Source organism: Afipia broomeae ATCC 49717 (assembly GCF_000314675.2).
GTDB classification, from domain to species: domain Bacteria; phylum Pseudomonadota; class Alphaproteobacteria; order Rhizobiales; family Xanthobacteraceae; genus Afipia; species Afipia broomeae.
On record NZ_KB375282.1, the window covers coordinates 2,285,801 to 2,312,584 of the forward strand.

Annotated in this window: 25 protein-coding genes and 1 tRNA gene; 6 read left to right on the forward strand and 20 right to left on the reverse strand. The window is 58.7% G+C overall.

The features are described 5' to 3' along the window. Window positions 1-21 precede the first annotated feature (21 nt). Window positions 22-1,110 (reverse strand): GDP-mannose 4,6-dehydratase, encoded by a 1,089-nt coding sequence (gmd, locus tag HMPREF9695_RS10535; protein WP_006020839.1) that lies wholly within the window; start codon window positions 1,108-1,110, stop codon window positions 22-24. 84 nt (window positions 1,111-1,194) lie between these two features. Continuing rightward, window positions 1,195-2,349, reverse strand: coding sequence for an LPS export ABC transporter permease LptF (gene lptF / locus HMPREF9695_RS10540; RefSeq protein ID WP_006020840.1), 1,155 nt, complete (start codon window positions 2,347-2,349; stop codon window positions 1,195-1,197). Window positions 2,350-2,492: 143 nt separating this feature from the next. Here lptF and HMPREF9695_RS10545 point away from each other — a divergent pair, with 143 nt between their 5' ends. Then, window positions 2,493-3,785 (forward strand): O-antigen ligase family protein, encoded by a 1,293-nt coding sequence (locus tag HMPREF9695_RS10545; protein ID WP_245258743.1) that lies wholly within the window; start codon window positions 2,493-2,495, stop codon window positions 3,783-3,785. Between the two features lie 5 nt (window positions 3,786-3,790). Here HMPREF9695_RS10545 and HMPREF9695_RS10550 read toward each other — a convergent pair whose 3' ends face one another. Beyond that, window positions 3,791-4,288: a hypothetical protein gene (locus HMPREF9695_RS10550; protein ID WP_006020842.1), complete on the reverse strand. Its 498-nt coding sequence runs from the start codon at window positions 4,286-4,288 to the stop codon at window positions 3,791-3,793. Between the two features lie 202 nt (window positions 4,289-4,490). Here HMPREF9695_RS10550 and HMPREF9695_RS25260 point away from each other — a divergent pair, with 202 nt between their 5' ends. Further along, window positions 4,491-5,123, forward strand: a complete 633-nt coding sequence (locus HMPREF9695_RS25260; RefSeq protein ID WP_006020843.1) for a class I SAM-dependent methyltransferase — start codon at window positions 4,491-4,493, stop codon at window positions 5,121-5,123. On the opposite strand, the gene HMPREF9695_RS25735 is transcribed toward HMPREF9695_RS25260, so the two are convergent. Further along, window positions 5,090-7,693 (reverse strand): glycosyltransferase family 2 protein, encoded by a 2,604-nt coding sequence (locus HMPREF9695_RS25735; RefSeq protein WP_006020844.1) that lies wholly within the window; start codon window positions 7,691-7,693, stop codon window positions 5,090-5,092. The two genes, HMPREF9695_RS25260 and HMPREF9695_RS25735, sit on opposite strands and share 34 nt — an antisense overlap. Before the next feature lie 448 nt (window positions 7,694-8,141). Beyond that, a protein-coding gene (locus HMPREF9695_RS25740; RefSeq protein ID WP_085947356.1) for an IS3 family transposase occupies window positions 8,142-9,283 on the reverse strand; the annotation gives its coding sequence in 2 pieces (ribosomal slippage) (window positions 8,142-9,019 and window positions 9,019-9,283; 1,143 coding nt in all). Here HMPREF9695_RS25740 and HMPREF9695_RS25265 point away from each other — a divergent pair. Together HMPREF9695_RS25265 and HMPREF9695_RS10585 are read left to right on the forward strand one after the other, a co-directional pair. Continuing rightward, on the forward strand, window positions 9,214-11,217 hold the full coding sequence (locus HMPREF9695_RS25265) for a glycoside hydrolase family 99-like domain-containing protein (RefSeq protein ID WP_085947372.1): 2,004 nt from the start codon (window positions 9,214-9,216) through the stop codon (window positions 11,215-11,217). The two genes, HMPREF9695_RS25740 and HMPREF9695_RS25265, sit on opposite strands and share 70 nt — an antisense overlap. Beyond that, window positions 11,214-12,389, forward strand: a complete 1,176-nt coding sequence (locus HMPREF9695_RS10585) for a glycosyltransferase family 61 protein (protein ID WP_006020846.1) — start codon at window positions 11,214-11,216, stop codon at window positions 12,387-12,389. The genes HMPREF9695_RS25265 and HMPREF9695_RS10585 overlap by 4 nt, the downstream gene beginning before the upstream one ends. A 7-nt stretch (window positions 12,390-12,396) precedes the next feature. Here HMPREF9695_RS10585 and HMPREF9695_RS10590 read toward each other — a convergent pair whose 3' ends face one another. The 8 genes from HMPREF9695_RS10590 to HMPREF9695_RS10625 all read right to left on the reverse strand — a co-directional run bounded on the left by HMPREF9695_RS10590 (window position 12,397) and on the right by HMPREF9695_RS10625 (window position 17,516). Further along, window positions 12,397-12,681: a hypothetical protein gene (locus tag HMPREF9695_RS10590; RefSeq protein WP_006020847.1), complete on the reverse strand. Its 285-nt coding sequence runs from the start codon at window positions 12,679-12,681 to the stop codon at window positions 12,397-12,399. Window positions 12,682-12,737: 56 nt separating this feature from the next. Next, a tRNA-Pro gene (locus tag HMPREF9695_RS10595) sits at window positions 12,738-12,815 on the reverse strand. A 144-nt stretch (window positions 12,816-12,959) separates the two neighbouring features. After that, window positions 12,960-13,622 (reverse strand): MerR family transcriptional regulator, encoded by a 663-nt coding sequence (locus HMPREF9695_RS10600; protein ID WP_006020848.1) that lies wholly within the window; start codon window positions 13,620-13,622, stop codon window positions 12,960-12,962. A 56-nt stretch (window positions 13,623-13,678) separates the two neighbouring features. Further along, window positions 13,679-14,014, reverse strand: a complete 336-nt coding sequence (locus tag HMPREF9695_RS10605) for an integration host factor subunit alpha (protein ID WP_006020849.1) — start codon at window positions 14,012-14,014, stop codon at window positions 13,679-13,681. A 129-nt stretch (window positions 14,015-14,143) separates the two neighbouring features. Next, a complete protein-coding gene (locus tag HMPREF9695_RS10610) occupies window positions 14,144-15,121 on the reverse strand; it encodes a beta-ketoacyl-ACP synthase III (RefSeq protein WP_006020850.1) in 978 nt (325 codons plus the stop codon). Next, window positions 15,118-16,179, reverse strand: coding sequence for a phosphate acyltransferase PlsX (plsX, locus tag HMPREF9695_RS10615; protein WP_006020851.1), 1,062 nt, complete (start codon window positions 16,177-16,179; stop codon window positions 15,118-15,120). Before plsX ends, HMPREF9695_RS10610 begins: the two co-directional genes overlap by 4 nt. A 198-nt stretch (window positions 16,180-16,377) precedes the next feature. Continuing rightward, entirely contained in the window at window positions 16,378-16,965 is a 588-nt protein-coding gene (locus HMPREF9695_RS10620) for a YceD family protein (RefSeq protein WP_006020852.1), read from the reverse strand. Continuing rightward, window positions 16,962-17,516 (reverse strand): ubiquinol-cytochrome C chaperone family protein, encoded by a 555-nt coding sequence (locus HMPREF9695_RS10625; RefSeq protein ID WP_006020853.1) that lies wholly within the window; start codon window positions 17,514-17,516, stop codon window positions 16,962-16,964. The genes HMPREF9695_RS10620 and HMPREF9695_RS10625 overlap by 4 nt, the downstream gene beginning before the upstream one ends. A gap of 122 nt (window positions 17,517-17,638) precedes the next feature. On the opposite strand from HMPREF9695_RS10625, the gene HMPREF9695_RS10630 reads away from it, so the two are divergent. Both HMPREF9695_RS10630 and HMPREF9695_RS10635 read left to right on the forward strand, forming a co-directional pair. Continuing rightward, on the forward strand, window positions 17,639-18,103 hold the full coding sequence (locus tag HMPREF9695_RS10630) for an outer membrane protein assembly factor BamE (RefSeq protein ID WP_006020854.1): 465 nt from the start codon (window positions 17,639-17,641) through the stop codon (window positions 18,101-18,103). Window positions 18,104-18,258: 155 nt separating this feature from the next. Next, window positions 18,259-19,260, forward strand: coding sequence for a Bug family tripartite tricarboxylate transporter substrate binding protein (locus HMPREF9695_RS10635; RefSeq protein WP_006020855.1), 1,002 nt, complete (start codon window positions 18,259-18,261; stop codon window positions 19,258-19,260). Between the two features lie 68 nt (window positions 19,261-19,328). On the opposite strand, the gene HMPREF9695_RS26655 is transcribed toward HMPREF9695_RS10635, so the two are convergent. The 7 genes from HMPREF9695_RS26655 to HMPREF9695_RS10665 form a co-directional block, all read right to left on the reverse strand. Continuing rightward, the gene (locus HMPREF9695_RS26655; protein ID WP_006020856.1) at window positions 19,329-19,481 is read right to left on the reverse strand and encodes a hypothetical protein; all 153 of its coding nucleotides are present in this window, start codon (window positions 19,479-19,481) and stop codon (window positions 19,329-19,331) included. 188 nt (window positions 19,482-19,669) lie between these two features. After that, window positions 19,670-21,790, reverse strand: coding sequence for a sodium-translocating pyrophosphatase (locus HMPREF9695_RS10640; RefSeq protein WP_006020857.1), 2,121 nt, complete (start codon window positions 21,788-21,790; stop codon window positions 19,670-19,672). A 233-nt stretch (window positions 21,791-22,023) separates the two neighbouring features. Continuing rightward, window positions 22,024-23,019, reverse strand: coding sequence for a thiamine-phosphate kinase (thiL, locus tag HMPREF9695_RS10645; RefSeq protein ID WP_006020858.1), 996 nt, complete (start codon window positions 23,017-23,019; stop codon window positions 22,024-22,026). 2 nt (window positions 23,020-23,021) lie between these two features. Beyond that, window positions 23,022-23,528, reverse strand: a complete 507-nt coding sequence (gene nusB, locus HMPREF9695_RS10650; RefSeq protein WP_006020859.1) for a transcription antitermination factor NusB — start codon at window positions 23,526-23,528, stop codon at window positions 23,022-23,024. Beyond that, complete coding sequence (gene ribH / locus HMPREF9695_RS10655; protein WP_006020860.1) at window positions 23,525-24,019, reverse strand: 6,7-dimethyl-8-ribityllumazine synthase; 495 nt, start codon at window positions 24,017-24,019, stop codon at window positions 23,525-23,527. The genes nusB and ribH overlap by 4 nt, the downstream gene beginning before the upstream one ends. Window positions 24,020-24,129: 110 nt before the next feature. Next, window positions 24,130-25,992 carry an acyl-CoA synthetase gene (locus tag HMPREF9695_RS10660; protein ID WP_006020861.1) on the reverse strand — a complete coding sequence of 621 codons (1,863 nt, stop codon included), beginning with the start codon at window positions 25,990-25,992 and terminating at the stop codon, window positions 24,130-24,132. An 88-nt stretch (window positions 25,993-26,080) separates the two neighbouring features. Then, a complete protein-coding gene (locus HMPREF9695_RS10665) occupies window positions 26,081-26,749 on the reverse strand; it encodes a TetR/AcrR family transcriptional regulator (protein ID WP_006020862.1) in 669 nt (222 codons plus the stop codon). Window positions 26,750-26,784 lie beyond the last annotated feature (35 nt).

A 26,784-nucleotide genomic window follows, 5' to 3' on the forward strand; every position in this document is an offset into this window, starting at 1 on the left:
GCGGCGCTCAAATTCTTGAAATTATTCGTTATAATTGAAATGCTTAAAACCATGCTGCTTCACGAGCTCGTCTCGTTGTGCAGTCTGCATATCCTCTCTCATCATCTCCGTGACCAGTTCAACGAACGATGTCGTCGGTGACCAGCCTAGCTTCTCGTATGCCTTTGTCGGGTCGCCCAAAAGCGTCTCCACTTCTGTGGGACGGAAATAGCGCGGATCGACTTCGACGATACATCGTCCCGTGGAAACATCGTACCCTTTTTCATCAACACCCTCACCTTCCCAGCGAATGGCGATGTCGACTTCCCTTGCGGCGACTTCCAGAAATTCGCGAACCGAATGCTGCTCCCCGGTCGCAATGACATAATCTTCAGCGACATCCTGCTGCAGCATCCGCCATTGCATCTCAACATAATCACGCGCGTGCCCCCAATCGCGCCGGGCATTCAGGTTGCCGAGATAAACCTTCTCCTGAAGACCGAGCTTGATGCGGGCCAATGCACGCGTGATTTTTCGCGTGACGAAGGTTTCTCCGCGAATTGGCGATTCATGATTGAAGAGAATCCCGTTGCAAGCAAACAGGCCATATGCCTCCCGATAGTTCACGGTAATCCAGTACGCGTACAACTTCGCAACCGCGTAAGGCGACCGGGGATAAAAGGGCGTCGTTTCCTTTTGAGGTACTTCCTGAACGAGTCCGTACAGTTCGGAAGTTGAGGCCTGATAAAATCGCGTCTTCTTCTCGAGTCCGAGAATGCGGATCGCTTCGAGAATTCGCAGCGGACCGAGCGCATCCGAGTTAGCCGTGTATTCAGGCTCCTCGAACGAGACCGCGACATGGCTCTGTGCGGCGAGATTGTAGATCTCATCCGGCTGGACTTCCTGCACGATCCGGATGAGGCTCGACGAATCCGTCAGATCGCCGTGATGAAGCGTGAGGTCATAACCCTTGTCATGCGGATCGTGATAAAGATGGTCAATGCGATCGGTGTTGAAAAGCGATGTACGCCGTTTGATCCCGTGGACAGAATATCCTTTGGATAACAGTAGCTCCGCCAGGTATGCGCCGTCCTGGCCGGTGATCCCTGTAATAAGCGCAGTTTTTTTCATCTAGTTTGCAGACCTTCATTTTCGCCGAAGCGTCACTTGTAACATCATCCGCGGTTAAATCATCCGGATTTGGCTTCCGTAATGTTACTGCGGCTTGAGTGACACTCCACGGCTGAACAAATTATCAATACGTCGCAACAGGTTCGCTGGCGCATCGATAATCACACCCCGCATGATCATCCATAAACTTCCTGCGCTTACGATCGCCAGCAGCAGGTATTGAGCGGGAATCGCGAACGGTTTGGACGTAGATGCCGTCGAAAGACCGAACCCAGCGATACGCACGACGAGTATGCCAACAATAAGAACCGCGATAGCGAAGTTACGATTTTGACGCGTGGTACGTGGTGCACCAAGGATGGCGAATGCCATCAAAATGAAGACAAAGGGATAGATCGGCGCAAAAATACGGTCGTGCAATTCAGCCCGGAATTCACCGGGGACGCGCTTAAAGATCGGATCGTCAGGCGGCGGCGACATCAGATCTCCGATCGACCTCTCGCGCGGACCGTAGGTGACGCTCTGAACGACATTCGAGAACTGCGACAGATCAAAAGCATAGCTATTGAATGCAACCAGCGCCGGATCCTTCTTGCCGGTTTCGAAGCGTTGGAGATTTCCGTCCTGAAGGATCAGGAACGAGCCACGCTCGTTCTTCTGAACCGTGCCACGATCCGCAAGAATATCGATGCGCTCTGCAGGATTGCGCTGATCGTCGATAAATATCCCGACGAGGAGTCCTCCCGGTTGCCGGCCCTGAATTCGGATTGTCAGCGGGCCTAGTTTCTGAAATTCACCGGGACGCAGGATGTTGGTGAGAACGTCAGCGCCGATTTCGGTCTGCCATCGCCGCAGAGCGCGCAAGCACTCCGGCGCAAAATAAATCGAGAGAAAGGCGACGAGCAGACTGACCACACAGGTCGCATACATAAACGGGCGGAGAAACCTGCCTGGCGAGAGCCCGGCCGCGTTCATCACGATGATTTCGGAATCAGTCGCGAGCCTGTTGAGTGTGTGCATCACCGCGATCAGCAAAGCGATCGGCGCGATGATCATCGCCAGCAGCGGAATGGCCAACCCCGTGACACCGAGAAAGACCAATATCGACTGGCCCTGCCCTGTCATCAAATCGATGCCGCGCAACGCCTGCGTGATCCAGATGACCCCCGTCAACGAGACGAGAATCAACAGGAACGCCACCAACGTCGTTCGCACGATATAGCCGTCGATTGCGCTCATCCAGCTTCCGGGTACAGTCCGATTCGAAAGCGGCCGCAGCCGCTCGATGGGGTTATCATCTTGACCTATATCGCATATTTTCCGCTGTCCGCACCTAAAAACAGCGCCGTCGAGGGCTAATGTACGCCGCAATAAAGCGAGAATTGGCCGATGTCTGGCTCGGCTTCTTCGTTTGGACCGGCCCCAATCGTTCAGCCGCACAGGCCGCACGGCAAAAAGGCACGGAAAACTTCGTAATTATTGCAGCCGCCGGATTGCCCTGGTCGACATCCCTTGCATCGTCCTGCGGGCTGGCCTTTCTGCTGGGCTTTCTCAGCACCGTAAGACCTGGTGCATTCGTTCAGTCATTGAAACACCCCGCGAGCTCGGCGGCATTGGCCCTGTGCCTTATTGCCGTGCTTGGCGTTTTTTGGGCGGACGGCATTTCCTGGGCCGAGAGGTTTCGCGGGCTGACGCCCATGGCGAAACTCTTGGGAATTCCGATCCTGATCTATTACTTCAGCCAATCCGATCGTGGCCGCTACGTCCTCTATGCGTTTGTCGCTTCCTGCGTCATTTTAATGATGTACTCCTGGGTTGTTCTGTACTGGCCGGGTCTGTCCATCCACTACAAGTCCGACCAGCCCGGCATCCCCGTGAAAAACTATATCGACCAGAGCCAGGGCTTTGCGTTTTGCGCGTTTGCGCTCGCTGCTGTGGCCGTTCATGGCTTGCGGCGACATCGGCGGGCACTCGCAATTTCGGCTGCGACAATCGCAGCCGCGTTGCTGGCCAATCTTGCCTTCGTCAACGTCTCGCGGACCGCGCTGGTGTATTGTCCCGTCCTCGCGGTATTTTTTGCCTACCGCTATCTTGGTCGCAGACATTTCTGGATCGCATGCATGGCCCTCGTTGTTACGATTGCCGGCCTCTGGAAAATTTCTTCGAACCTGCAGCACAAAGTTTCCGCAGCATTCAGCGAATATCGCGCGGCTCAAAAGGAGGCAGGAACAACGTCTGTGGGACAGCGGCTGGAGCTATGGAATAAGTCGATCGAACTCTTCAAGACGGCCCCCGTGATCGGCCACGGGACCGGGTCAGCCAAACCCCTGTTGACCCGCGACATTCCAAAGCAGGCCGACTCACCAGCGAATACGAGCGGCAACCCTCACAATCAAACGCTGCTGTTTGCGCTTCAGTGGGGACTGCTTGGCGTATTGGCGCTTTATGCAATGTGGGGAGTTCATCTGCTGACGTTTCGCGGCGAAGGCGTCGTCGCATGGATCGGCTTGGTGGCCGTTGTGCAGAACATCCTGAGCTCGCTCTTCAATTCGCATCTGAGCGATTTTTATCAGGGCTGGCTCTATGTCCTTGCCGTCGGGATTGCTGCAGGAACAATAACGAGAACAGCAGACCTTCAACGAGGATCTGCTGCTCTCGGCCTGAATCGTTCGTGATCGATTTAAGTGCGCGTCAGCGTGATGTTGGCGCCCTTGAATTCCCCTCCGGTCGAGCGAATGACGACGGACTGAGAATTGCCGCGCGTGGTCAACAACAGGTCTGCAGAAAACGTACCGGCACTCACCACGACCTGAAAGCGTCCCCCGGATGTCGTCCCCTGCACATCGCCACTGACGTTGCGGGTCGCCTCACTCCACGTCCCGGTCAGCTTGCCGCCATCGGCGACGACATTGCTGGTGAGTTCGATCTTGTAGCTGTCGCTTGCACAACGCAATGTCTGCTGGAGGGCATTGCCGTCGTTTCTGACCGCGTAGGTCGCCCGGCACCGGATGTTCTCCTTTGCCCCGCCTTCGAGGGAGATAGAGCCCTTCCCCGACCACACACCGGACATGCCGGCGAACGGCTGCGCGGACTGGGCCATCGACGCCGAAGAGAAAAACGGCAATCCCAAGACCGCAACCACGGCCAGCCGACGGCTGATTGATTCAAACAAAAACATTGTACCTCACACAGTGACAAATCCGCGCAATGCGGCGCAGAAATCCGGATCGCTAACCTCGTAGAAGCGAGAGGGTTCCAATAGTCCGCCACAAATAAGGATCAATTTTGATCAGTACGGAGCTGGGGTAAAAATCAACCGCTTGTGAAGCCGGATGCAACCGGCATATGCAAGCTTGTAGAACTGTATCGTGAGATCAGCGATGAGCCGGGATTGGCAGAACTGGGATGCTCCGAAGGTCGCCGAACGAGTCCAGACAATCTGGAACGAAGAGCCCGGTGAGATTCAACATCGTGAGCAACTGACGGAGCTGATATCTCGCCAAGTCCCCGGACTAAAGGGTACGTTTCTGGACGTCGGCTGCGGGACCGGATTGGTTTACGAGCGGCTTCGGGCTGCATCAAACGGTGCCATTGACTACACGGGGGTCGATGTTTCCTTGCAGATGCTCCGGACCGCGCGTCAGAATTTTCCTGAAGCGCTATTTCTTTACGGCGACGGTTTCAACCTTGTCTTCCGGGATGCCGAGATCGACTGCGTGCTATGCTTTGAGGTGGCAGGTCATGTCCCCCACGTCCAGCGCCTGCTGCATGAATTGCTTCGCGCAACGGGGAAGATCTGCATTTTCACGGTTTGGCCGAGTGAAACCGATGAAATCAAAGAGGACTACGAGGAGATCGAGGGGGCGAAATTCCTGCACAGGAAATATCCCGACTCCTACATACGGCATTGCATTCTGTCCGCCGCGCCATCGGGCATCAAACAGATCGAGACTGAAAGCCTCCGATCCGGCGGGCGCGCCTACATCGTGGAACGCGCCCCTGTTTCAGCCTGACCGGCATACTCTATCTTCACGAATGGAGCGATCACGCGCCGGCTCCAGCCGAAGCGGGAATACTCCGCGAACTCAAGAATATAAAGCGGCCATTCCGACCGGGCGAAGAAGCGAAACTTCCATATCCCCTCCTGAACGACGGTATTCTTCAGGTCGAACGTAACAGGAAGATGCAGATTCAGCGGCGCGAGATCTCTCGATGATTGAACCGCAATCGTGTCATTCGGCGCAACCAATTCAACACCTACGAGCCCACTATGAATTCCCTCTGATGATAAGGCGCATGTCATGCTTTTGAGCTGCCCTTTCTCGATATGGATAGGATACTCCGCATACGCGACATCGTGAAGCGAGTCGGATAGTTCCAGATAGCTGGAGCTCGAGCGTATTTTATTCTTGAGAACATGCTGCCGGATATCTTCAAATGCGGGCGAAATCCGCGGCCAGATATCCTCGCGCGGCCGGTGCGGCCGATAACGCTGATTGCGCCGCGTTTGGGCGCGGAACTGCGAAAGCTGCAGCAAGCTTGCCCGGAGCGGCTCTGAATCAAAGAGGTTGTTCCCCGCGGAAACAGACTTGGAGAGATACAATTCCTTGAGTCTCGTTTCCACCAACGCCGGGCTAATCGCGGGTGACGATTGAAGAATCTCGTTCAGAACAACCAGATTCTGCTCCCCCGAAAACTGGGTCCGGCAGAACGTTGCATTTGCTTTCTTATAGCCGTCCCATGTTTCGCGCTTGGAGAGAAGGTTTCGCACGGCCTGCAACCAGGCACCCGGTTCATTTGCAGGTTCGACGCGAACGGCCGCGCCATCGAATTCCACGAGATCATAGGGCGGATCGTTCGGGACAATAAGCACGCAATCAAGAATGTAAGCCGATAGCGCAACATTCAAAGTTTTATACTTATTGTTGATGGTTTTGCTGGGTGCGTGGATGAGGACGTCGGGGCGATGCTCGGCCAATTGCAATATCGCGCGGTTCCATTCGACGTTGAACGGTATGAGCGTCAACTTCAGATTCTCGCTAGCTGCGATTTTGCTCAGCAATTCAGAATCTTCTGGATCGCAACCGCCGATAACGAAATGAATTCTGCATGCGTCGCTCGCCAATCGCTGCAACGCCGGCAGAACGCACTCCTGTAGACCTCGTTGTCGATGTTTGCCGCCAATTGACGCAACTGTTAGATCAAACGAATTAGATATCGTAAAGCGAGCACTCTTCGGAGACCGCGCGTAACTCACGGGAAAAAACGACAGATTAGGGTGAATAAGGTTCGCCTCAAAATACTCAAGCAGTTCTTTGCTGCTTAGAAGCACCCCCGCGAACCGCTCCAGCTTTGTCCGCAACCCATTCAGAGAAAAATCCTCCGAACTTTGATAAGATTCCACCGACGCCAACTCAACAAAATTGTCATCAAGGAAATAGTATAAAGGAACCCTCATTCGCTTTGCTGCATCTATCCACTCCTCGTGAATATCAAAATGCCGCACAACTATTACGCAGGAGGCAGATGCCAGCTCTGTAAGTTCGAGATGCCTCTCTGACAGCACGATTCTAATTCGTCCGCGAACCGACGATGGAAGATTGTCAAAGTATAGCGATGTGGACGCGTCGTAAGATGACGTAAGAACAACAATAGTTTTCGAGTCATTGCTTTCTTCAAAATGCTTTCTGAGCCATGGCCGGTTGGCCACGTGAGCCATAACGAGATCGTCAATTACGCCTGCCGTACGCGTGGATATCTCCGGTCGAGATGAAAACACGTCAACATCGAAGTAATCTTGAGACGTAAGCCTCCTGGCGCCGGCACGCATCCACTCCTCCGTCGCGCTCATCACTAAGGGATACGTTTTTCCAAGCGAATCCTCCGTTGCGGGTCCCGTCACTTCCCCAACACTAACATCGACGTATTGCAATAAGTATCGCTCGGATACTCTGCGCCACAGATCCCAATCGCAAAGTCGAGCCATAATGATGTGTGGATCATAAAACCCAACAGCATCAATTACAGAACGGGGGAGCAGGACTGCGGAATTTGAGATCAGATTCCGGCCTTGTAAATTGTGATCAGCTAACGGACACCCGAGCCGTATAGATTCTACATTCGACGAATAATCGTGTCTTGCAAACATGGTCACGCAACCAAAATATACCCGGTCCGGATTCTGCAAACTATGCTGAAGCAACTGCGCGAAGGCATCAGGGTAGAATGTATCATCATCGAATGCGAACGCGATGTAATCGGCGCGCGCTTTCATAAAAGCTTCAAATTCGGAAACAGCAGGCAGGCCGATATTGTTGGGATGACGCAGGCAGCTCACACGGCCGTCCTCGCGCATGAATTCCGCAATTTGATCGGCGGTGCCGTCAGTGCTCGCGTCGTCGACGATAATCAGCTCGAGATCGTGCAGTGTCTGGCCAAGAACGGACTTTACGGCTTTCCGAAACAGACCGCTGGCGCCGCGCCGGAATGTCGGCAACAGGACCGAAATTGCAGGCTTATGCCCATCAACATAGTCCGAGCCGGGAATCCACTCGGTATCCCTGACCAGATCTCTGACTTTCATGCGACCCGGTACCTTGCGGTGCGATTGCTGCCTATCGCTTCTCAAACTACCACGCAGCGCACGCTGCTGAGAACATCCGGTATATTGATTTTTGGGCCTAGACCTGAAAAATCAAGTTGTCTAGCACTGGTTGACGGGTTCGCATTTCCTGCGGAGGCAACGATTCGAATGGATAATTGCGACGAGCTTGCGGCCCTCAAAGACCGCAACGCAGAGCTGGAGGCAAGAATGAATCTGGTCACCGCGCTCCTGCACGATTCGATCTCATCGCCAACTTGGCGAATTGTGTATCGATATCGGCAGCTTGCCGATAAATGGAGGTGGCGCCGGTCCCGCGGCGAAGATCACATATAGATTTGTGATGGAGAAGATTCCCGATCTTTCGATCATTGTATTGAACTGGAATATGGGGCGTGACCGGCCCCCACTGAGTGGTCCGATCGGAATGTTAGTTTAGGGATTGCATTTTGACTACCTCCTTTGGTGCTGGCCAGACGATGGCTTCGGGTGCCGGTGGTCGATATCCAAGCGATGAGTGTGGACGCACCGTGTTGTAGTGACGTCGCCAGTTTTCGATCACGATCTGGGCCTCCTTCAATGTGTAGAAGATTTCGCCGTTGAGCAGTTCATCGCGCAGCTTGCCGTTGAAGCTCTCGCAATAGCCATTCTCCCACGGACTGCCCGGCTCGATGTAAGCAGTCCTGGCTCCGACGGTGGCGATCCAATCCCGCAGCGCCTCGGCGACGAACTCAGGGCCATTGTCCGAACGTATGTGCGCAGGGATGCCCCGCGAGACGAACAGCTCGCAGAGCGCTTCGATGACGTCAGTTGCTTTGAGCTTCCGCGCGACACGGATGGCCAGGCTCTCACGGCTGAACTCGTCGATGATGCACAACATCCGGAACGCCTTGCCGTCGTGGGTGCGGTCGGCGACGAAGTCATAGGACCAGACATGGTTGGGTCGCTCCGGCCGCAGACGGATGCATGAGCCGTCGTTGAACCAGAGACGCCCGCGTTTAGGTTGTTTTAGGGGGACCTTCAGCCCCTCGCATCGCCAGATCCGCTCAACACGCTTCTTGTTCACCATCCAGCCGGCTCTGCGAAGCAACGCCGTAATTCGGCGATATCCGTAGCGGCCATATTGGCGGGCAAGCTCGATGATGTCGGCAGTCAAAGCCGCCTCGTCATCGGGTGTCGTTGGAGTCTTGCGCTGCGTCGATCGGTGTTGACCCAAAGCCCGGCACGCCCGTCTCTCGGAGATGCCAAGCTCGGCTGTTACATGATCGACGCAAGCACGGCGTCGGGAGGGGCTTAGAAGTTTCCCTTTGCGGCCTCCGCCAGGATCAGCTTGTCCAGCGTCAGATCCGACACCGCTCGCCGGAGACGATTGTTCTCAGTCTCCAGCTCTTTGAGTCGCTTCACCTGATCGCCCTTCAGGCCACCGTACTCGTTTCGCCATCGATAGTACGTTACTTCCGTCACGCCTATCGCTCGGACTGCGTCTGCTACCTGCCGGCCCTGTGCCATCAGCACATCAACCTGCCGCAGCTTCGCAACGATCTCTTCAGCCGTATGCCTCTTCCTTGCCATTGATCTTATCCTCCATCCGAAAATCATACTTCAGGGAGGACCACTTCAAAGGGGGCAGATCAGGCAACAACAAGACGGTACTGGAAATCGGCGCAGGCCCGGGCTCAATCTCGCGTGTGATGGCTGGCAGCAACGGATGTGAGGTTACCGCCATCGAGCGCGACCCGAAATGCGTCGAACTCCTTCGCACGTTCTGCAAAGAAGTGTTTCATGCGGATCTGAATGAGCCTGACTGGCCAAGCGCCCTCAACGGAAAGAAATTTGACGCTGTCGTCATCGCTGATGTTCTCGAGCATCTTTACGATCCATGGACAACGCTCAGGCTGGCCGGCGATCTTCTCAACGCGAGTGGCAGCCTCGTCGTTTCCATACCTCACGTGGGCCACGCGGCGGTTATGGCATGCCTCGCCGATAACGACTTTGAGTATCGTGACTGGGGTCTTCTCGACCGCACCCATATCCGGTTTTTCGGCATCAAGAACATACAGGACTTGTTTGCGCGGGCACGGCTCAAGATTACCGAAGCCGCTTTTGTGGTTGTCCCGCCCGAAGAATCGGAATTTTCAGAGCGATGGGAACAGACATCGCAATCGAAACGTGACGCATTCGAGTCGACCCAATACGCACATGTGTATCAAGTCGTCGTGCGCGCCGAACCGATTGATCGAAACCCGGGTCAGAAAGGCATCGACTTGACCGAGCAAACGGTCGGGCAGGCGAACAAGCTGAAATACATTGCTTTCTATCTTCCGCAATTTCATCCCATTCCTGAGAACGACGCGTGGTGGGGCAAGGGGTTTACCGAGTGGACAAATGCCACCAAGGCCCGGCCTCTATTTGACGGACACTATCAACCTCACCTGCCCAGCAACGGATTTTACGATCTACGAGACCGGCACGTTCAGCATCAGCAAATTCAGGAGGCCAAGGCCCACGGCATAGATGCGTTCTGTTTCCACTACTACTGGTTCGGTGGCCGCCGTCTGCTCGAACGCCCTGTCGATGAATTTCTCTCCGACAAGAAAGCAGACATCGAGTTCTGCCTTTGCTGGGCGAATGAAAACTGGACGCGGGCATGGGACGCATCCGAGCGCGAGATACTGATCGAACAGACATATTCTCCCAAAAACGACATCGACTTCATCGAAAGCCTGCTGCCCTTCTTCCGCGATCGGCGCTATCTGCGGGTCGATGGAAAACCGCTGCTGGTGGTTTACCGGCCGCAGCAGATTCCCGAGCCCGCCGCGACGGTCCGGCGCTGGCGCGAATTCTGCCGGGGAAACGGAATCGGCGAGATCCATCTGGTTGCGGCTCTGACCCACGGCAACACCAGCTTTGAACATTTCGGCTTCGACGCCGGCGTTGAGTTTCCACCGCACAACTGTCTGGTCAAGAACTACGCCAGCGATCTCCCCGGTATCGGAAGCACGACGGAGGCCGTCGCGCTGAAGTTCAATGACGTTGCGACCCAGTATCTCAGCCACGACTATCGCAAGCGGCGTGTTTATCGCGGCCTCTTCCCATCGTGGGACAACACCGCACGAAGGAAGACCAATCCGCTGATCGTTCTGGACGGGAACCCCGACAACTACGAACGCTGGCTGAACGAGGCCAGCGAAAAGACGATCGCTGAACGAGACCCGAACGATCGTCTCATTTTTATCAATGCATGGAACGAATGGGCCGAGGGTTGCCACCTCGAGGCAGACATCAAGTACGGCAACGGCTTCCTGGACGCCACTTACCGATCAAAGCGCGGGCGCTCGAGACTGAGCGACGGCTTCACAAGCAACACCCGCCTCAAGAACCGAAAAAAGCGTACTGACCGCATTGAAAACCTCAGGTTGTGGGCGCACCGCAGTTTGCGCGGATATCCAACAACATTTGCCGTGGCGCGGTCGGTCTATCGCGCCCTCATGAAACCGTTTCGATGAACTATTCAACTATTGCGGCCGATGAGTGGGCCGGTCAGCCGCTGACCCGGGATGAGGTCTTCTGGACATCGAAACTTGGGCACTGCTCGTTTCCGTCTCGTCTGATTCAGCGCTCGACTCCTTTCGAGATTTTCCAGCGTACCAGCGCCCCCTCCCCATCCGAGATATCGACGATATTCGGCGACAGGGACTTCACGTCTGCGGACGTGAAGTTCGCTCGAATAAGCGACATAACAATCGACGATCAACTAGGGGTCTGCATCGACAGGGCCGGCCGCGTCTTGCACGAAACCGCGTCGATAGCCGAAGCTATCGATCCTGGCCTCACGAATACACGGGCGCTCTCACCACAGGCGTCGAGGCAAATGGTCGATGAGCCGGTCATCCACTGCTTTCACCGCGCCAGCCCGGCATATGGTCATTTCATTTTCGACTGTCTCGCGCCCATCCTGTTGTTGCGGGACGTGATCCTGTCAGGGCGCGCAAAAATTCTGATTCCGTCATTCTTCCCGGCATGGGGTCCACGCATTCTCAGCGCGGCGGGATTCGACATCGCATCGCATGTAAAATTTATTACAAAGGATGTTGCGGTCTGCCGTGAGGTAATCTTATCGACAGCCATCGACTCGCGGAACTGTTTCCGCCCGGTTCGAGAAATTTGCCAATCGCTGACCAGGCTTCCAGAAACCGTCCGCCCGTCGTCGAGGAAGATGATTTATCTGACGCGACGGAATCAGGTCACCTACTCGGATCGGACAATTTCCAACGAAGACGAGGTTGTTCGCGCACTCATGAAAATGGGCTTTGCGATTATCGAGCCCGGGAATCTCGCATTTGAGGAGCAAGTAAGCTTGTTTCACGGTGCGGATATTGTTGTCGCTGCGCACGGCTCCGCGTTCGGAAACCTTCCGTTCTCCAGACCCAGGTCAACATTGATCGACCTGATGCCCACGACGTACATCAATTACTGGTCGCGGCGGAACTTTGCACCGGAGCGCTGGGCGCTCAATCTGACGACGTTTTTTCAGCTCAACTACTTTCTGGTCTTCTGCCAATCTCATACCGTGGAGGCAGCCACCAAAGGCGCCAGCAGTCCGATCGTCTCGACAGTCGACATCGATCTGCTGGAACGCGCTGTGAACGCGGCGAAAGCTTTTCCGCGTCCCGCCTGAAGCCAGATCAGCGTCCGCTGTAACCGCGCGAGAACATGTTCTTGAGCTGAACCAGGAACGTGAACACCCAGGCGAGCGTATAGAGACCGGCCAGCCCCAGGGCCGTCCTTCGGTCCATCAGCGACAAGCCGGCCCAGTACCAGACGCGGTAAATCCAGAGCCCCGCAGTCGCGACGCCGAGCAAGCAGACAAGCAGCTTCAGGCCAGGGCTGTTGGCCACGCCGACAGCCGCAAACAGAATTGTCGCCGGGATGAGGAACATCTGGCAGGCGGAAATCAAGGTCTCGTTCATGGAAGCTCCCGGCGAATCGAGCAGAGAATAGCTCATTCGCTCGTCAGGAGCCTGAATGGTCGGAGCGAGAGGATTCGAACCTCCGACCCCTAGTCCCCCAGACTAGTGCGCTAACCGGGCTGCGCTACGCTCCGAACCGTGCCGTGAGGCCCCGATCCTGTAGCCCCGTTCGCGCCATGGTGCAAGAAGGGGCTTCCCCCCGGGGGGAATGCCCTGATTTCCAAGCTTTAGGTCGACTGGCAAACCCCGCAGGACCAGCGCCCTGCGGCCAAAACGGCTTAGCCTTCCTTCAGGACCTGATCGATCAGCGCTCTCGCGCCGATCAGATCGTCCAGCGCCGCCTGAAGCTTGCCGCGATCCATCGGCCTCGCGCTTTTCCGGATATTCGGCGGGGCATAGGCCTCGGCGCCGGACAGGCCGTTCAGCGGAGCCGGCTGCACCGGCTTCTGCACCACAGCTTTCGGCGCTGAGATCTCCGTCAGCGGCGGCCCGAGATCGCGCAGCGACAGCGTCGAGGGATACTCATCTTGGTGGGCATCAGGTTCGTCGGCGGCGGCGAGTTCGTCCTCGGTGTCGATCTCCACTTCGTCGGCTGCCAGGTGTGGGGCGTGTTCGCCCTTTTCCGGCCCGAACGAGGGTCCATCGAACAGCGCGGTAGCATGATCGGCTGACCCGTCGGTGAGGCTCTGGACCGATTTCACGCCATGCTCGCGCAGAATGCGCTGCACACCGCGTATGGTGTAGCCCTCGCCGTAAAGCAGCCGGCGGATGCCACGCAACAGGCTGACATCATCGGGGCGATAGTAGCGGCGTCCCCCGCTCCGCTTCATCGGCTTGATCTGATTGAAGCGCGTTTCCCAGAACCTCAGGACGTGCTGCGGCACATCAAGGTCCTCAGCGACCTCGCTGATTGTCCGAAACGCATCCGGCGCTTTGTCCAAAATGCTGGCTCCCCGTTGAAAGCCGCCGTCCTAGGTCCGTCTTTGTCCTAAGTCAGTCAGTCGTCGGCGCTATCGGCGGTACCGCCGCCACTGCCGTTGCCGTTGATACGCTGCTTGAGAATCGCTGACGGCTTGAACACCATAACCCGCCGCGGAGAAATCGGCACTTCTGTTCCGGTCTTTGGATTACGGCCGATACGCTGGCCCTTTTTGCGCACCATGAAGGAACCGAATGACGACAGTTTCACCGTCTCGCCCTTCTCGAGGCAGTCGGTGATCTCTTTCAACACCAGTTCAACGAACGCAGACGACTCCGTGCGCGACAGCCCTACCTTTTGGTAGACGGCTTCGCACAGATCAACGCGTGTGACTGTCTTCCCGGTTCCGGTCATCGCCTGCCCCGCTCACGGCGAACAAATTTATGTTCTGAAATTATGAGCTTAGCGACCGAGGGTCAACCTTGCTCATCGATGCAACAGCATGAAATTGTTTTCAATTATCGACAGACTTTAGCAAAAGACTCACCAGCGCAATAGCGCCGATCCCCAGGTGAAGCCGCCTCCCATCGCTTCCAGCATCAAAAGATCGTTCTTCTTGATACGTCCGTCGTCGGCCGCAGCCGCGAGCGCGAGGGGGATCGACGCTGCCGAGGTGTTTCCGTGACGGTCGACAGTGAGCACCACTTTCTGCGGCGCAATATGCAGCTTCTTCGCAGATGCATCGATGATCCGCTTGTTGGCCTGATGCGGAACCAGCCAGTCGATGTCGTCAGCCGTCGTCCCCGTCGCATCAAATGCGTCGACGATGACGTCGGTGATCATGCCGACGGCGTGCTTGAACACTTCACGGCCTTCCATCCTCAGGTGGCCGACGGTCTGGGTGCTCGAGGGGCCGCCATCGACAAACAGCTTGTCCTTGTGACGGCCGTCAGAACGCAGATGTGTGGTCAGGATGCCGCGGTCCGCAGAAGTTCCGGCCTGCGATTGAGCCTCAAGAACCACCGCGCCGGCGCCGTCACCGAAAAGCACGCAGGTTCCACGGTCGTTCCAGTCCAGGATGCGCGAGAAGGTTTCCGCCCCGATCACCAGCGCCCGCTTGAACGCACCGGTCTTCAGAAAATTGTCGGCGGTCGCCAGCGCGAAAATGAAGCCGGAGCAGACCGCCTGCAGATCGAACGCGGCGCCGTGGTTGATTCCCAGACCGTTCTGGATCGCAACCGCAGTCGCCGGGAATGTGTTGTCGGGTGTCGAGGTCGCCAGCACGATCAGATCGATCGACTGCGTGTCGATCCCGGCGTTGGCGATCGCCGCCTGTGCGGCCTTGAGACCGAGATGCGAGGTGAACTCACCCTCCGCCGCGATATGGCGCTGCTTGATGCCTGTGCGCTGGATGATCCACTCATCCGAGGTGTCGACCATCTTCGCCAGTTCGGCGTTGGTCAAAATGCGCTCCGGCAAATAAGAGCCGTAGCCGAGCACAACCGAACGCATCACAGTCACGAGACAGCCTCCTGCGCGTTCGGCACGATCGAAAGAGCGTGGCCGTCGCGGTTGAGTGTTTGATTGATCTTGGGCAGGAGATCGTAGCGAACCATGTCATAGCCAACGTCAACTGCCGACGCAAAGCCTTCGGCATCGGTGCCGCCATGACTCTTGATGACCACGCCATTCAGTCCAAGGAAGACCCCGCCATTGACCTTGCGAGGGTCCATCTTGTCGCGCAGCGCATTGAAGGCGCCGCGCGCGAAAATGTAGCCGAGCTTGGAACGCCAGGTCCGGCTCATGGCGGTGCGGAGATATTCCGCAATCTGCCTGGCCGTTCCCTCGGCGGTCTTGAGGGCGATGTTGCCGCTGAAGCCTTCGGTCACAATGACGTCTGCAGCACCCTTGCCGATACCGTCGCCTTCGACGAAGCCGATGAAATCGAGCTGCGGCAGGTTCATCGCCCGGAGCAGTTCAGCAGCTCCCCGGACGGCCTCGACGCCCTTCACTTCCTCGACGCCGATGTTGAGCAGACCCACGGTCGGCCGTTCGAGATCGAACAGAACGCGTGCCATGGCGCTTCCCATGATCGCCAGCGACGCGAGATGGCGGGCATCCCCGCCGATCGAGGCGCCGACATCGAGCACGACCGACTCGCCGCGCACGGTCGGCCACACGGCCGCGATGGCCGGACGGTCGATGCCAGGCATCATGTGCAGGTTCAGCCGCGACATCGCCATTAGTGCGCCGGTGTTGCCGGCTGAGACCGCGACGTCGGCCTCGCCCTTTTTGACGGCGTCGATCGCCAGCCACATCGAGGATGACTTGCGGCCGCGGCGCAGGGCCTGACTGGGCTTCTCATCCATGCTGATGGCGATCTCGGCATGAAAGACCTTTGAGACGGCTTTCAGTGCTGGATGAGACTCAAGCTGCTCGTCAATCAACGCGCTGTTGCCGAACAGCAGAAATTCGACGTCGGTGTGCCGCATCAAGGCGAGTGCCGCCCCCGGGACCACCACCGATGCACCGAAATCGCCGCCCATGGCGTCAAGCGCGATTCGAACCTTTTGCGGCATAAGCGTCCCGGAAACCTGATCGTTGCGGCCTCGAAGCAACTGGCCGCGAGCTGGATGCCATCGTTGTGACAGCGGTAGGCGGAAGTCTTCGCCAAAAACAGCGCAGCCCCAGCCGGGCAGCGACAATAGCGTTTTTGTGGTGCGATACAACGGCTTGACCCCGGCCGCAGGTTCGGTCAAGCGCTCCCCGCAGCCGCGTCATTTTCCCTTGGGTTTTTTGCCCTGAGAGCCGCCCGGCGTGGCCTTGAGCGCCTTGAGGGCTGCAAAGGGGTGCTCATCAGGGTCTTCAGGGGTTTCGGGCGGAACGAACGAGACCCCCGGCTTGCGCGGATAGGGATCTATTCCCAGAACGAGAAATTCTGTGGCCAATTGGCCAAGGTCGATCGCGCCATGGACGATGGGTTCAGGCAGATCGGGAATCTCCGCGTCATCCCCTTCGTCCTTCTGAACTGATTTGGCGCCCGCCGGGATCTGCGCGGGTTGTGCGAAAACAACCGCAATATCTTCGTCGATATCATTCTCGACGGGATCGAGCGAAACCACGCACGTCTGTTCGACCCGGGCCGTGACCTTTCCGGTGACGCTCACCCGGCCTTCGGTTTCAGCCACGACATCGAATGACGCAGTGGCGCGCAGCACCGCATTCACGCCGGCGGCCTTGGCGATCAGATCGCGCTGAGCCGCGCTGGCTTCCAGAGCCTGGTGCAATCCCGCTTCAGGTAACTGGGAAACCATCACCGGAAAGCTCCAGGGAAGGTCGCTGCCAGTCATATGACCCTTGCTCATGGCGTTACTCGCAGTTGATCAGTTGCAACCTTTGGAAAGGTCCACGCCCCTCTGCGAACGGCCGCGTCGTCCAGAGCCGCCAGACGGGCGCTGACATCGCGGACATAGCCCGCGAGCGCCTTCGCTCTCTCCAGGGCCTCTCCGTTGAAGACATTCTTGGACAACGCCTGCGCCAATTCCGCCTCGCCCGCTTCTAAGGCCAAATCATAAGCCGTCGAGCGTCCGTAGAACGCCTCGCCGAACGCCTGCATGCGCTTCGGGACGGTCAGGTCTCCCACCCCCATTTCGCGCAGGTTGTCGTCCATGTCCGCGCAGAAATGGTCGAAAAGCGCCTGTGACAGGACGCTTCCACCCTCGATCGGCTGTAACCGGCGCAGCACCAGCCAGAGGTGCAGGACCAGCATGTCGAATCGGCCATTAACCGTGTCCCGGACACCTAGGTCCGTGTAAAACACCGGTTCTCGCGCTTGCGCCACGATCATGCCATAGATGGCTTCAATGGTGCCGCGCGGGACGGTGGGGTTCCTGAAGCGATTGAATGGCCAAAGCATTTTTGGGTTCCACGTCGGAGCCAGCGGCGATTCCTGATCGCGCTGATGGCTCCCGGTGTGTTGAAATCCGAGGCTCTGCCCGGTACGTCAACGCTCAAGCTGATGCAAGAGGCAAGACGAAGATGACTGCTTTCAGACAGTCCGCTGGGATGCGGGGATTCGCTGCCGGTCTCCGGGTGGCGGCTGCTGCCCTGCTTGTCGGCACCATGCTGGCGGCCTGCACCGGTGAGCAGTTCCAAAAGGGCTACATCCTGCCCCCGGGCGCACTCGAGCAAATTCCGATCGGCGCCAGTCAGGATCAGGTCCTCATCGTGATGGGCACGCCGTCCACCGTCGCGACCCTGAGCGGCGAAGTGTTCTACTACATCTCCCAGCGCTCGGAGCGCAAAGTCGCCTTTATGCAGCAGCAGGTCGTCGACCAGCGCGTAATCGCGATCTATTTCGACAAGAACCGGACGGTCCAGCGCATCGCGAATTACGGACTTCAGGACGGCAAGATCTTCGATTTCATCAGCCGCACGACGCCGACCAGCGGTCAGGAAATGAGCTACCTCACGCCGATCTTCAAGCTCCTCAGCCCGCGCTGATCCCTGAACCATACCGGCGGGCAAACCGCCGGTATTTTGCTGCGCGAAACTCTCGTCCGTCGTGCGTAGCCGCGGCGCTTGCCGCCCCCAAACCCGACCGATACGCTTTCCTCCAACAATATCTCGAAAACGAGATGCAGTTGGGAGGACTACCGATGACACGTTCACTCTCTCGCCGCGCCGTCCTGTCGGGCGCCGCGGCTCTTTCGACAAGTCCGCTCTGGCCACGCCCGGCGAAGTCTGCCGACTGGCGTCCGAATGAAACGGTCCGCATCATCGTGCCCGCCGCCCCCGGCGGCAGCACCGACGTGATCGGCCGCTACCTCGCGCAACATTTGCAGCAGGCGTGGGGCATATCGGCGGTCGTCGAGAACAAATCCGGCGGCGGCGGCACCATCGGCACCGCCTACTACGTCCAGCAAAAGCCGGACGGCAACAGCATTCTGGTGGGCAACCCCGGGCCCAATGCCGTGGCCTACAGCATCTTTCGCTCCCTGCCCTACAAGGCGGATCAGTTGCAGCCGGTCAGCAATGCCATCCGCATTCCCAACATCGTCTCCGCGCATCCTTCCAGCGGCATCAAGTCGATCAAGGAACTGATCACCTACCTCAAGGCCAATCCGGACAAGCTGAACTACGGCACGTCAGGCGTCGGACAAAGCCCGCACCTCACCGCCGTTTGGTTCATGCAGTTGACCGGTGTGAAGATGACGCACATCCCGTTCCGCGGCGCGGGCCCCGCCTTGACCGGCGCGCTCGGCGGCGACGTGGCGATCCTGTTCGACAATCTTTATCCGTCACTGCCGCAGACCGAAGATGGCAAGCTCGTCGCACTGGCCGTGACGACGCCGGAGCGCAGTTTCAAGGCGCCCGACGTCCCGACAATGCGCGAGAGTGCGCCGGAACTTGCCAACTTCGACGTCTCGTCCTGGTTCGGAATGTTTATGCAAGCCGGAACGCCGCGCCCGATCGTCGACGCCTACAATGCCGAGATCAAAAAGATGCTGGAACGCGACGATATCAAGAGAAACATCGCGGCGATGGGTGCCGTGCCCGATTACGGAACGCCGGAACAATACACCGCCTTCGTCGAAGCCGAAATCAAGAAGTTCGCGGGCATCATCAACAAGGAAGGCCTCAAGATGGACGTCAACTGACGTCGGAAAACGCCTCAAGCAAAACGGCCGCCCTCAAAGGCGGCCGTTTTTCGTTTCGACGCAAAGGGTCAGACTGACATCAAACCCTGCTCTACAAACCTGTAGCCCGCCTCCCAGCGCTCGTGCTGCTCGGTGTTTTCCGGATAGGGATTGTCGTGCGGCTCATTGTTGAATCGTGCGAGCTTCCCCTGCTCGAACGGATCTCCATCGTCGGCTGCCATTCGTTCGCCTCCCGTGGTGGAATGAGTAACAACGCACAAGGATGTGTTGGTTTCCCGACCGACCGAAAATTTTCAGCGGGGACAAAGATTCAACCTGTCATCAAATCGCAACAATCATCTGCGGCAACGGCGCAAAGAAAAACCCCGCAGCGCAAGCCGCGGGGCTTTCCAGTTCTAGATTGCGACGATCAATGCGCCAGGATCGCGAGCAACAACAATGCCACGATGTTGGTGATCTTGATCATCGGGTTCACGGCAGGACCCGCCGTATCCTTATAGGGATCGCCGACGGTGTCGCCGGTCACGGCTGCCTTGTGAGCATCCGAACCCTTGCCGCCGAAGTGGCCGTCCTCGATGTACTTCTTGGCGTTGTCCCATGCGCCGCCACCCGAGGTCATCGAGATCGCGACGAACAGACCGGTCACGATCACGCCGAGCAGCATCGCGCCGACGGCCGAGAACGCAGCCGACTTGCCGGCTGCGCCACCACCCGCGATCACATAGATCACGAAGTAGACGAAGATCGGCGACAGCACCGGCAGCAGCGACGGAATGATCATTTCCTTGATCGCGGCCTTGGTCAGAAGGTCAACGGCCTTGCCGTAATCCGGCTTGTCGGTGCCCTTCATGATGCCGGGCTTCTCGCGGAACTGGCGACGAACCTCTTCGACGATCGCGCCGGCAGCGCGGCCCACGGCCGTCATGCCCATTGCGCCGAACAGGTACGGCAGCAGGCCGCCGAACAGCAGACCGACCACGACGTACGGGTTGTTCAGCGAGAAGTCAGGAATGACCCCCTGGAAGTACGGATACTTCGCAGCGTTGGCGATGAAGAACTTTAGATCTTCATTGTACGCAGCGAACAGCACCAGTGCACCCAGACCGGCCGAACCGATGGCATAGCCCTTGGTGACGGCCTTGGTGGTGTTGCCGACTGCGTCGAGCGCGTCGGTGGCCTTGCGCACTTCTTTCGGAAGGCCAGCCATTTCGGCAATGCCACCGGCATTGTCGGTGACAGGTCCGAAAGCGTCGAGCGCGACGATCATGCCGGCCAGCGCCAGCATTGTCGTGGTTGCGATCGCGATGCCGAACAGACCAGCGAGGCTGTAGGTGATCAGGATGCCTGCGATGATGACGATGGCCGGAGCCGCCGTCGATTCCATCGAGATCGCGAGACCCTGGATCACGTTGGTGCCGTGACCGGTCACCGACGACTGCGCGATCGACTTCACCGGGCGGAAATCGGTGCCGGTGTAGTATTCGGTGATCCAGATGATGAGACCGGTCACCACCAGACCAACGACGCCGCACTCAAACAGTGCAAGGCCGGTGTACTTCACGCCAGCAAGCGGACCGAAGCCGATCAACTGGTGAATGACAATGGCCACACCGATCAACGACAGAACGCCGGTGGCGATCAGCCCCTTGTACAGCGCTCCCATGATCGACTGGCTGGCGCCGAGCTTCACGAAGAAGGTGCCAGCGATCGAGGTCAGAATGCAGATACCGCCAATGGCGAGCGGCAGCGTCATCATGTTCACGAGCAGCGGCGACGTGGCGAAGAAGATCGCAGCGAGCACCATGGTCGCGACCGCGGTCACGGCATAGGTCTCGAACAGGTCGGCCGCCATGCCGGCGCAGTCCCCGACGTTGTCACCGACGTTGTCGGCGATGGTGGCCGGGTTGCGCGGATCATCTTCCGGAATGCCGGCTTCGACCTTGCCGACGAGATCGCCGCCGACGTCCGCACCCTTGGTGAAGATGCCGCCGCCGAGACGCGCAAAGATCGAGATCAGCGAAGCGCCAAAGCCGAGCGCCACCAGTGCGTCGACAACAGTGCGGCTGTTGGGGGCAAAACCTGCGCCCTTGGTGAGGTACATGAAGTACAGCGTCACGCCGAGCAGCGCGAGACCTGCGACCAGAAGGCCCGTGATCGCGCCCGCCTTGAAGGCGAGTTCAAGGCCGCCGGCCAGCGACTTGGTCGCCGCCTGCGCGGTGCGGACGTTGGCGCGCACCGAGACGTTCATGCCGATGAAGCCGGCAGCGCCCGAGAGCACCGCGCCGATCAGGAAGCCGACCGCCACGAGAATGCCGAGGAAGTAGGCCAGCAGCGCGAAGATCACGATGCCGACGATACCGATCGTCATGTACTGGCGCTTGAGATAGGCCTGCGCGCCTTCGCGCACCGCTGCTGCGATTTCCTGCATACGGGCATTGCCCGCATCAGCCCCAAGCACCGACGAAGTTGCCCACGCGGCGTAGACGATAGAAAGCGCTCCCGCGAGCACGATCAACCATAATGCTGTCATTGATGTTGCCTCAGTCCCCTGCTGTTTCCCCAGAAACGCTCCACGGGTCGTAACAGGGCGACCGGGCGCGCAAAAAAGAAGTCATGCGTTTTCGAAGGCGAAAAGCTGCCTCAATTCGGCGCGGACAATGCCAAAATCGTACCCTTGACGCAACGCCACCGGTGTTCGGGGGGCTGGTTTTTGGATGATTCAACGAACGCTGCACAAGGAGTTTTGGTGCAGCGCGAAAACAATCAGAAATGGCTGTAGGACAGGCATTTCAGCACGATCGGCTGGCCTGCCGCATCGAGGAACCGGGCCACTGCCGCGCCCGCCTCGATCCTGCCTATGGCCGATACCGGCACATCGGCCTTGCGTGCAGCGGCGACGAACGAATCCCACCGATTCTCCGGAACGGTACACAGCACCTCGTAATCATCGCCGCCGGACACCGCGGCTTCGATGTCCGCACTCCCGTTAGCGAGCAAGGCGCGCGTGGGAGCAGAGAGCGGAACAGCCGCGAGGCCGATCGCGGCTGACACGCCAGATGCGACACAGAGCTTTGTGAGATCGCCGGCCAATCCGTCCGATACATCCATCGCAGCATTGGCATGTTCGCGGATCGCAAGACCAAGCGCATTGCGCGGCTGAGGCACGCGATAACGCTGAATGAGGAAGTCGCGCGTGGACGTATCGAGCCCCTCGCCCGCGATCTTGCCCTTGAGAACGCGCAAGCCCAGCGCCGCATCGCCGATGGTGCCGGTGACCGCGATCCGGTCGCCCGGCTTCGCACCGGTCCGTCGAACCATCTTGCCCGGCGGCACACGGCCGAACGCCGTGATCGAAATCATCAGCGGTCCCGGCGTCGAGACCGTATCGCCACCGAGCACCGGACATCCGAAGTCCGCCGCGTCCTCGCCGAGCGCGCAGGCGAACGGTGCCAGCCATTTGTCCGCCGCGTCCCGTAGCGCAAGCGTCAGCACAAACCCCGCAGGCGAAGCGCCCTTGGCTGCCAAGTCCGACAGATTCACCCGCAGCGCCTTGCGCGCGATGGTGTCGGGAGGATCATCGGGAAGGAAATGAACGCCTTCGACGATAGCGTCCGTGGTTACGACAAGATCATCGCCGGAGTGATTCAGCAGAGCCGCATCATCAACGAGACTGAAAGCACCCGGATCGGTCGCGAGCGGGCGGAAATAGCGCGCGATCAAATCGTCCTCGCCCGATGCTCCGGCACCCGGCGCCGTCATAACTAGTGACCCGCCCGCGTAAATTCGCTTGCGCGGAACTGCCGTGCGATCTGGTCGAGCACAGCATTCACCATGCCGGTTTCATCCTTGTCGACGAAGGCATGCGCGACATCGACATATTCCGACACCACGACGCGCGCCGGAATATCTTTGCGATGTTCGAGCTCATACGCGCCTGCCCGCAATGTCGCGCGCAGGATCGCGTCGATACGCTTGAGCGGCCAGCCGCTTTCGAGCGCCTTGTCGATAAGCGGATCAAGCTTGCCCTGGTCGCGCACCACGCCAGACACGACATCCTTGAAGAAAGCCGCTTCAGCGGGAAGGTAGGTGTCACCCTCCACTTCGTTCCCGAGCCAATGGCTCTCGAACTCGGCAAAGATGTCGCCGATACCCGCGCCTGCGATGTCCATCTGATACAGCGCCTGCACGGCGGCGAGCCGTGCCGCCCCGCGGCGATTGGCCTTGCGGTCGCCCGGTCCTTTGTCGCTGGCTTTCTTGGTGTCGCTCATAGTGGTTTCGCCAGGCGCTTCTTGATCCGCATCATGGTGAGCGCCGCGCGGGCCGCGTCGCCACCCTTGTTCAGCTTGTCACTGCGGGCGCGTTCCCACGCCTGCTCCGTGGTGTTGACGGTAATGATGCCGTTGCCGAGCGGCAGGCTGCGCGCCACAGCAAGGTCCATGAGCGCGCGCGAGGATTCCATCGAAACAATCTCGAAATGAATGGTGTCGCCGCGCACAACACAGCCGAGTGCAATCGCGCCGTCATACTGCCGGCCATTCTTCTTCGATGCATCCATGGCAATGGCGATCGCTGCCGGAATTTCGAGAGCACCCGGCACGCTGATGACGTCATAGCCGACGCCCGCGGCCTCCAGTTCCTTGATCGCACCCTGAAGCAGCGCTTCCTGAATATCGTCGTAAAAGCGGGCTTCGATGATGACGACGGTCGCGCCGCTGATATCGGTTTGGTCCTTGAGCTCTGCGCGCCGCGGTTCAGCCATCATTCCATCCAGTCAAAGGGTTCCGTGTTTGCGCGTTTGTAGTCGCTGAGCGCTACAAAGCCAAGCACAACGGGCCCCTTTCAAGGCAGGGATGCAGCTTTGAACCCGGCTCAAACGGCCTGTGCGACCTTGTAATCGAACAAATAGCCCTCCAGCGCCTTCTCGACCACGCCCTGCTGACCAGATTGCGCCGCAGCCAGCGTTACGGTGACATCAATGCCGCGCTTGCCGCCGGCCGCGACATCAATCCTCGCGCTGTCGGACCCAACGGCATCCGCCACCACCTGCTCCACCAGCCGCTGCACGGCGTCGGTGCGCAACTGCGGCTTGAAGATTTTGCCCACGCTGGTCATCGGAATGGCGTCGATGACGATCACCTGCTTCGGCCAGGCCGGGCGTTCCGCGATCAGCGGCTCGGCAAATGCTTTCAACTCATCGGGCGTTGCCTGCGCGCCGGGCTTGAGCGCGACATAACAGACCGGCAGTTCACCGGCATACTTGTCCGGCTGGCCGACGGCTGCCGCCAATGCAACTGCGGGGTGTGATTGCAGGGCGTCCTCGATCAGAACCGGATCGATGTTGTGGCCGCTGCGGATAATCAGGTCCTTCGAGCGGCCCGCAATGAACAGGCGTCCCTCCTCGTCGGTGTAGGCCAGATCGCCGCTGTCGAGATAGCCGTCACGCAGCGCGCTGCCGTTCTGGCTCTGATCCTTATAGCCCGGTGTGACATTGGGGCCGGATACGGTCATCACGCCGACCTCGTGCGGCGCGCAGGCCTCGCCCAGCGAACCGTCCGCCGACAGCCTGCGCACCACGACCTGCGTATACGGCAGCCGGACGCCGACAGAGCCCAGCACCGGCTCCGCCGGCGCGGGATCGATCGAGACAAGTCCGCCGGTCTCGGTCATGCCGAGAATTTCGTGAATCTTCGTTCCGGTCATCTTTTGGTACTGCACGGCCACTGCGCGCGGCAGCAGCGACGCACCAGAGATGCTGTAGCGCGCCGACGAAATGTCGGCATCGACCGGCACATTGAGCAACGCGGCCAACGCCGTCGGCACGCCGCCGATCACGGTCGCGCGATAGCGCTCAATAATCTTCCAGAAATTCTTGATGATGACCGGATTGCGCATTCCCGCCGGCGAAAGAACGATGACGTTCGCGCCTGCGATGAAGAACGACAGTCCGCACGAAATCGTCGCGGCCACATGAAACAACGGCAGGCCGTTGGTGATGACATCGGTCTCGCTCAAGTCCTGCAACACCGTTCCGCCGAACCCCGCGGCGATCTGCATGCGATGGGTATGGGTGACGAGCTTCGGCGAACCTGTGGTGCCGCCGGTGTGAAAATAGGCCGCAACGTCATCGCCGACCCGCGCCTTGCCGAAGGTGAGCGCGCTCCCATCCTGTGCCTTGAGACCAGGCGCAAAACCGAACACGCCGTCCGGCAGCGGTGCATCGGACAGGGAGACCTGCACCAGCTTGATGTCGGGCAGCAGCTTCTTGACCTCGACAGCCTTCTGCCAGATGTCGAGTTGCGGATGCGGGCCGAGCGCGACGAGAATCTTTGCATCGGCCGCGCGGACCAGATCGGCGATGTTCTGCGCCTGGAGCAGGAAGTTGATCGGCACGGCATAGCCCTGCGCTTCCGCGCCCCAGAGCGTGAAATGCGTCTCGACAAGGCTCGGCAGGATGTAGGCAACTCCCGCCCCCGGACCGCCAAGGCTTGCGAAGAAATTCGCCGCGCGGGTTACGCCATCGAGCATCTGCTTGTACGTGACAACACGCGCCGTCTCGTCATCAGCGCCGGTCATCAGCATAGTCAGCGCAGTGCGATCAGGGTGACGTGACGCGCTCTTCGTAAAAATATCGTAGACGCTGCGCGCGTCATAACGCTGCTCCAGCGTTTTCTCGGTTTCGAACCGGACGACATCCTGGAGCGTTGCAACCGGATATTCGCTGAAAAGCGGCATGTGTTTCCCCTTTTGAACTGTTCTCATCCGACCGCGGCGAAACGCGGTCCGTTTTTGGGCGGCACGCTATTTAATTAATTTAACACCGTCAAGTTTTGCGGGTTGCGCGCCCGGTTGCGGCGATCCGGATCGGCTTTTTCGCAGCCGCTTGCGGGACATCGGACATGCCCGCCCCCCTTGCGATGAGGCGCATGGATGCGCGGTGCAGGTCATCCCGCGCCCGGACCGTTTTCAGAAGACCGCTCATGTGCATCATGACAATGCCATGCGCGGCGGAGAAGAACGCTTCGGCCAGCGTCTCGACATCGCCTTCGATATATCCGGCGTCGAGAAGCGCCTGCACATAGGTGGTCATGGTGGCGCGAAAGCGCGTCATGATCGCGGAATACTGCGGAGCAATCGCCTGTTCGAGATTTTCGGTGAAGAAAATCAGCCGATAAGTGTCGGGATGTTTCAGCGCGAAGTTGAGAAAGGCCTGCCCCACCGCGCGGGCATTCCTGCGCGCATCGCGCTCCGGATCGAATGCCGCTTCCAGATGTCCGCAGAAGCGATCAAGTGCAGCCGCACGCATCGCAAGCAGGATTTCGTCCTTGTTGGCAAAGTAACGATACGCGGCCGTCTGGCTGTAACCCAGTGCCTGGGCGATCTGACGCATCGAGACGCCGGCGACGCCATGCTTGGTAAACAGCTTTTCGGCGGCGCGCAGCAATCGCTCCCGGAAGACCTCGACCTGCTGATCGGTGAGTTGCTTGCGCATGCCAATCCCGTCGCTGTGCGTCGCCTGCCTGCGCC